General features: G+C 44.5%; 5 protein-coding genes and 1 pseudogene. 2 read left to right on the plus strand and 4 right to left on the minus strand.

The features are described from left to right. Positions 1 to 33: 33 nt before the first annotated feature. On the plus strand, positions 34 to 981 hold the full coding sequence (locus tag RT269_RS20175; protein WP_313185292.1) for a ketopantoate reductase family protein: 948 nt from the start codon (positions 34 to 36) through the stop codon (positions 979 to 981). Between the two features lie 57 nt (positions 982 to 1,038). Continuing rightward, complete coding sequence (locus RT269_RS20180; protein WP_313185294.1) at positions 1,039 to 2,712, plus strand: S8 family peptidase; 1,674 nt, start codon at positions 1,039 to 1,041, stop codon at positions 2,710 to 2,712. Positions 2,713 to 2,809: 97 nt separating this feature from the next. Here the strand turns inward: RT269_RS20180 and RT269_RS20185 are convergent, their stop codons facing one another. The 4 genes and pseudogenes from RT269_RS20185 to RT269_RS20200 all read right to left on the minus strand — a co-directional run. Further along, a complete protein-coding gene (locus tag RT269_RS20185) occupies positions 2,810 to 4,066 on the minus strand; it encodes a glycoside hydrolase family 3 protein (protein WP_313185296.1) in 1,257 nt (418 codons plus the stop codon). 142 nt (positions 4,067 to 4,208) lie between these two features. Continuing rightward, positions 4,209 to 4,562, minus strand: coding sequence for a PqqD family peptide modification chaperone (locus RT269_RS20190; protein WP_313185298.1), 354 nt, complete (start codon positions 4,560 to 4,562; stop codon positions 4,209 to 4,211). Then, on the minus strand, positions 4,552 to 6,474 hold the full coding sequence (locus tag RT269_RS20195) for an OPT family oligopeptide transporter (protein WP_313185299.1): 1,923 nt from the start codon (positions 6,472 to 6,474) through the stop codon (positions 4,552 to 4,554). The genes RT269_RS20190 and RT269_RS20195 overlap by 11 nt, the downstream gene beginning before the upstream one ends. A gap of 83 nt (positions 6,475 to 6,557) precedes the next feature. After that, positions 6,558 to 6,871 (minus strand): annotated as a pseudogene (locus RT269_RS20200) (M20/M25/M40 family metallo-hydrolase); the annotation flags it as partial.

The raw sequence follows: 6,871 nt of genomic DNA on the forward strand, positions 1-6,871 counted from the left end.
TCCATAAACAAGTCTTAGTTGAAAGGAGATATTATGTGCGATCACTCTAAAACAACTGCAATTGTAGGGCTGGGCGCTTTGGGAATGCTTTACGCCAGCCAGATTACTGCCTCCCTCGGCCCGGATAACTTATTCTTTCTTGGGGACCGCGAAAGAATCGAGCGTTACCAGCAAAGGCCCTTCACCATAAACGGCAAGCCTTTTACCTTTCGGATCGAGGACTGCACAAAAGCCCGGCCAGTGGATTTTATTATTGTGGCAGTCAAATACGGCGCCCTCTCTTCTGCCCTGGATACCATGGAGGCCAGCGTTGGTCCTGATACCACGATCTTATCGGTCATGAATGGAATCGACAGCGAGGAGATCATTGCAAAACGGTTCGGCAGGGAAAAAGTACTTTATTGCATTGCACAGGGAATGGATGCCATGAGATTTGGTTCCAGTCTTACATACACCCGTCCGGGCACGCTCTGCCTTGGAACCAGGACCGAAGGACAGGAAACCAGACTAAAGGACTTAACCTGTTACTTTGACAGGGCCGGCGTATCCTATATGGTTGAAGCCGACATTGTAAAACGTCTTTGGGGAAAATTCATGCTGAATGTGGGAATCAACCAGACCTGCATGGCCTTTGAAACCAATTATGGCGGAGTGCTGACTCCTGGAGAGCCCTATGACGCCCTGATCGGGGCCATGAAGGAAGTGATCAATCTTTCCCAAAAAGAAGGGGTTCACTTATCGGATGAGGATATGGATTTCTACATAAACCTGATCAAAACCCTTTCTCCGGAAAGTGTTCCATCCATGCGCCAGGACGGAATAGCCCGCCGATATTCTGAAGTAGAAATGTTTTCCGGAGTTGTCCGCCGTCTGGCGGCAAAACACGGATTAAGGGTTCCGGTCAATGATATGCTTTACGAAAAGATCAAAGGAATAGAAGCAGCTTATCCTTCCCTGCCTCATGATCAATATTGTTCATAATCAGATTCTCTTTGCATAAATATGTATAGCACCAGAATGCAAAGAGGGGGCTTGATTTTGGAACGAATACTTGACAATAATTATTACGATCTGTTCGTGAATAACGTTCTCATTCCACTACATCAAAAGGACAGTGATATTACCTACTTAAATGAAAGACTTTCTTTGGAACATGTCCCGGCAGAATCTATGAACCCCTGTAACTTAGGGCTGTATTCTTACAACAGTTTTCCGTCACTTTACACACTAAATTCATTAGTAAGCTTAGACATATCCGGAATTACAGCGGTTCAGAACAATCCTGATTTAAGCCTGTTTGGAAAAGATGTATTAATAGGAATCATAGATACCGGTATTGACTACCGGCATCAGGCTTTTAAAAACGCTGACGGGACCACCCGCATTCAGTCAATCTGGGATCAGACCGATCAAAGCGGTGAACGGCCGGATGGCTTTACATTTGGTTCCGAATACGACAGAGATTTAATAAACAAAGCGTTACAGTCGGATAACCCTTTATCGATCGTTCCCTCGGTTGATACCAATGGCCATGGTACGGCAATTTCCAGTATTGCGGCCGGTACCCCAACCACTGACCAAAGATTCCGCGGAGTTGTCCCGGAAGCTGATCTGGTGGTCGTAAAATTGAAAGATGCGAAAAAGAATTTAAAGGATCTCTTTTTTGTACCGGATGGACTTCTGTGTTTTCAGGAATCCGATATCATGCTTGCCTCAAGTTACCTGGTTTCTGTCTCCATAAAATTAAATAAGCCCGTGGTTATCTGTATTGCCCTTGGTACAAGTATGGGAGGACATGACGGAAACGGCCCATTAAGCAGCTATTTAGATTACCTGGCACAGCTACCTGGAATTGGGGTTTCGATCTCAGCAGGAAATGAAGGAAACAAAAAAAGACATTATTTTTATTCTACTTCACCTGATGTCTTTTATAGTGATTTTAGTTTAAATGCGGGAAACGATGACAGCATGTTCTTCATAGAAATCTGGGCCGCTTCCCCCGCTCAGCTGTCCATCAGCATAACCTCCCCTACCCGGGAGGTCACAAGATTAATTCCTCCATCGATCAATGGCTGTATCAATTATAATTTCAATATAAGCCTGACAAACGCCTGGATAAACAATATTATTTACGAGCAGAATACCGGGGACCAGCTTATCCTGCTGCGTTTCACAAACACGTTTCCTGGAACCTGGCAATTTCATTTAGAAAATAATAATAATGATTCATTCTCCTTTCATGCATGGCTCCCATCAGGAAATCTGATAACAGACGAAACATACTTTATAAACCCGGATCCAAACGTTACTATTACTTCTCCGGGAAACGCAGTAAGCCCGCTGACCGTTACTGCCTATAATCAGCTAAATAACAGCATCCTGGAAGAATCCAGCAGAGGCTACACGAGAATTGGAGTGGTTAAGCCCAGCATTGCAGCTCCGGGCTATCTAATCCCCTGTGCAGTTCCGGGAGATAAATACGGCACTGCCACAGGAACGGGAGCCGCAGCGGCCCATATGGCAGGGATCATGGCAATGGGGTTTGAATGGGGGATTGTCGAAGAGAACTATATCCAGATGACTGGCGGTATTGTTAACCGGCAGCTGATTTTGAATGCAACCCGTGACAACGCCAATACATATCCAAATAACATATGGGGTTATGGCCAGGTGGAAATTAACAATTTTTTTAAAGTGGTTAGCGGTCCTTAAACTTGATAAAGCGTTTTGAAACACAAAAAAGTGCGTTTCCAATGGAACCGCACTTTTTTTGTATCGCTGAATGGTACAATCGTAATGGCAGAATGGATCACTGCAATATGCCCAATTTAAGCTTCCAGACCAGTATCCTGATTACAGAAGTGTCAATCTGCTCTTCTTTCAGAGTCCTCTTATTTAAAGCATCTAAAACGGCAGGAATTTGTACGTCAAAGTCAGTCGCAACCAGTAAGTCATTCCCGGCGGCAATGGCCAGAACAGCCGCCTCCGATGTACTGTTCTTAATGGCATCCATACTTAAGTCATCCGTCATAATCACTCCCTTGAAATTTAAGGACTCCCTTAATATATCATGAACCCCACGGGAGAGGGAGGCAGGATGATTCTCATCCATGGAAGTTACGATATTATGGGAAACCAGAACACTGTCAGCCCCAGCTTTAATCCCGGCCTCAAATGGCAGGAAGTCACTCTGGACAAATTGTTGATAGTCTCTTTTATCTACCGCGGATCCCGTATGCGTATCCGTATTGCTGCCATAACCGGGAAAATGTTTCAGCGTGCTTCCGATCCCCGCTTTTTCCATTTCCCGGACAACGTTCCTGACATAATCAGACGTCTCCCGGGCTTCCCGGCCAAAGGACCTGGGGTAAATAAAATCATCCGGATTTACAGAGACATCACAGACAGGAGCCAGATTAACATTGATCCCAAGCCCTAGCAGAACGGCAGCCTTTTCCTTTGTATCCGCCTCAATGGCTTCAAAGCCGCCCTGTTTATACAAATCCTGAGGAGACTTAAACGGTTCAGAACGGAAAGCCGCGTATTTGCTGACACGGCACACGGTCCCGCCTTCTTCATCCACTCCCATGAGCAAGGGGATGGAAGATGCATTCTGACAGCTCTTAATAAAATCCTGGATGCCGGTTTGGGTCTCATCCTTAAAATCGTCTCCAAACAGGATATAACCGCCTAAATGATACTTCACAATATCCGGAACGGCACTGGCTTTGCGCAGGCGGACAAAAAACATCTGCCCCACCTTTTCCTCAAGGGTCATGCTTAAGAGCAGCTCTCCTGCCCTTACCTCATAGGGATCACTGCCAGAGGTAGAATCCGTCTGTCCGGCCGTATCCTCTGCCTCTGCAGACTCTGTGGTTGAGATATGGATTGTGGGTTCTGTAGGATCTGCAGGGTGATCATCTGTTCCGTTTGCAGTCGTTTTTGTTTCCTCAGTGTCCAGGCTGCCGGATTGACTGCCAGAATCCGGGAAATGCCTCCCACAGCCTGCTAAAAGAAGCGGCAGGAGCAAGAGCACAAAGAAAAACATATATTTATTTGGTTTCATCAAAGTCCTTTCTGATCCGTCGGTAAAAGAATTTAATGATAATTATATCGTTCATGCCAGCAGCGGTCAAGAGTTACACAAAAAAAGATCGGTGCCGGGACTTAATTCCCGACACCGATCTGCCTGTTTTGCAGACTCTTTCTTACACCCTGCTGGTATTTTCAATATAGTGAAATTGCTGTTCTAAGTGGCTGACGTATAACAGCAGCCTTTCATACAGCGGCTCTACCTTATCACCATACGTTTCTTCAAGGCTTTTTCCAATTTCCCTAATGGTCTTACTGCCGTCAATTTGTAGAAAGACGCAGCTTCCATACTCATCCATTGTAATTCTTTTATATTCCGGAATTTTGAAACCGAGTTTTCTAAAAACCCGTTGAATCTTGTGATCCTGTTTTATAAGCATGGTCACAATGCCGTTTTTATCAACCTCGTATTCCAGTTTATCGGAAATCTTAAATATTAGATTTAAGACCTCATCATTGTCATTTAGCATTCTTCACTTCACTCTTAAAAAGCGGTATAGCGGTCGCCAGTACAAGAATGATCAATAAGATAAATGCCATTCCATTAGAATTTGCAAATCCGCTTGGGCCTTCACCACTGATAATTCCAGTTACCTGTAAAACGATTCCGATAAGTCCAATGATGGATCCGCCGGCAACAAGACCTGATGACAGGCTTACACCGTTAGAAACTTTCGCTTCCTTTTCTCTTTCATTTTTGGAATATTTCTCAACTAAGAAACGAACCAGGGCTCCTATCAAAATAATAGAAGTTGTGGATATCGGCAAATAAAACCCGATTGCAACTGTCATTACAGGGAGTCCCAGCAAAAATAAAACGATTCCCATCATAATGCCGCAGATGATCATAACCCAGGGCAGCTGACCCGACATGATTCCGGCTGTCAATGTTGCCATTAAATTCGCCTGTGGCAATGCAAACGGAACATTGTCTCCAGTCATTGAGAGCTGATTGGAAAGCAATAATATGACACAGGTAACTACCACAACACCTACCACTGAAGAAATGGCAAAATATTTCTGCATTTCATTCTTGCTTCCGCCAATGATAAATGAAACTTTTTGCGATTGGCAGTAACCGCCAGCTGCAGCGATTGCAGTAACAATAAAGGAACCGAATAACAACAGAGCCTTGTTATCATCCACGCTCTTCCAGCCTAATCCCACAAACAGTAATGTAACGATAACGATGGAAGCAATAGTCATACCGGATACAGGAAGGTTTGAAGTTCCGATGGTACCGGTTAAACGGCCGGAAACAATAACAAACATCAAAGACAGCACCATGGATAAAACAGCACCCAGTACAGCCATGGCAATGTTGCCGCCAGATACCAGGAAACCACCGATGAAGCCTATGATGATACCTGACAGTAATATAACAGTTTCAACAGAAGATCCAGCGCCGCTGGAGCCTTTTCCTCTGGCATTCATGGTTTCCTTTATAGAATTGATAACCGTTGGAATCAGCTTTACCGCACCGATCAGACCGCCGGAAAGCATCATGCCTGCACCGATATATTTTACGTAGCTGCCTGCTATGTCACCGACTCCCATAGCGTTTACGCTGACAGAAGGATTATTCCATACAGCCGGGCCGCCGCTGCCTAAAGTAGCAAAATAACCGATGAGAGGCGTAATGGCAAAGTTCGATAATATAGAACCGGCAAACATGGTCAAGGATACTTCCATCCCCACGATGAATCCTATTCCCAGCAGCAGGGGGTTCACTTCCAGCTGGAATTTCCATTTGTAAAAAGGCTCATGCACAAAGCTGATTACGTTGTTGGTGATATTTAGGAATGAGCTGGTTACTGCGGTTATTAAACCGCCTATTCCAAATCCGATTCCCATAAACTTCAGAGAATCTTTGGCGCCTTCCGAAGCAACTAAGGTTTCCGAAATAGCCATTGACTCAGGATACATTAATTTTCCATGTTCTTCCACGATCAAATAATTGTAGACCAGAGAAGCTGTACCTATACCAAATAATGCACCGCCGACACCGATCACAAGGCCTTCCAGAAATGTTACCTGGGAACCGATCAAAAGAATTGCCGGAAAAACAAATATCATACCGCTGGCAATGGATTCACCGCCGCTGGCCATTCCCTGAAGGAGGGTCTTTCCAAGAATTCCTTTTTCCCTTGCAAACATGGCAATAAATACAGAACCTAATATGGAGCCTGGTATTCCGGCTGCAACTGTAAGACCTGCTTTCATGCCTGAGTAAGCAGTCGATGCCGCAAACAACGCAGACAGAGCAATACCAATGATCAATACTGCAGCATTTCCACCCGATCCGGAGTTTTTAGGGACATATGGAACGTAGTCTTTGCCGGCTATACCGCCATATGCGCCTTTAGATAATTTCTGATTCATACATAGTACTCCCTTATATTCATTATAGTTTGATCAGTTATTGATACAAATTAAAATATAAATTATCAGCGGTATTTCTGCTGCTATTTGAGGGCTTTCAACACTTCTGTCAAGTATTTCCATGTCCTCTGGGTGGATGGGATGCTTAAATGCTCTTCTGCAGTATGTACCCCAACGATCGTCGGCCCAACGGATATCATATCCATCTTTCCTTCAAACTTTTTATCAAAAATTGCGCATTCTAATCCGGCATGAATTGCGCTTATCAACGGCTTTTCGCCAAATAATTTCTCGTATAATTCTATAAACAGCAGTCTTACTTTTGAATCGGGATTATATTTCCATTCCGGGTAATCCGATTCAGCAGTCACCTTCCCGTTTGTAAGTTCGGCAATGG

The organism is Lacrimispora sp., from assembly GCF_032078915.1.
GTDB lineage: Bacteria > Bacillota > Clostridia > Lachnospirales > Lachnospiraceae > Lacrimispora.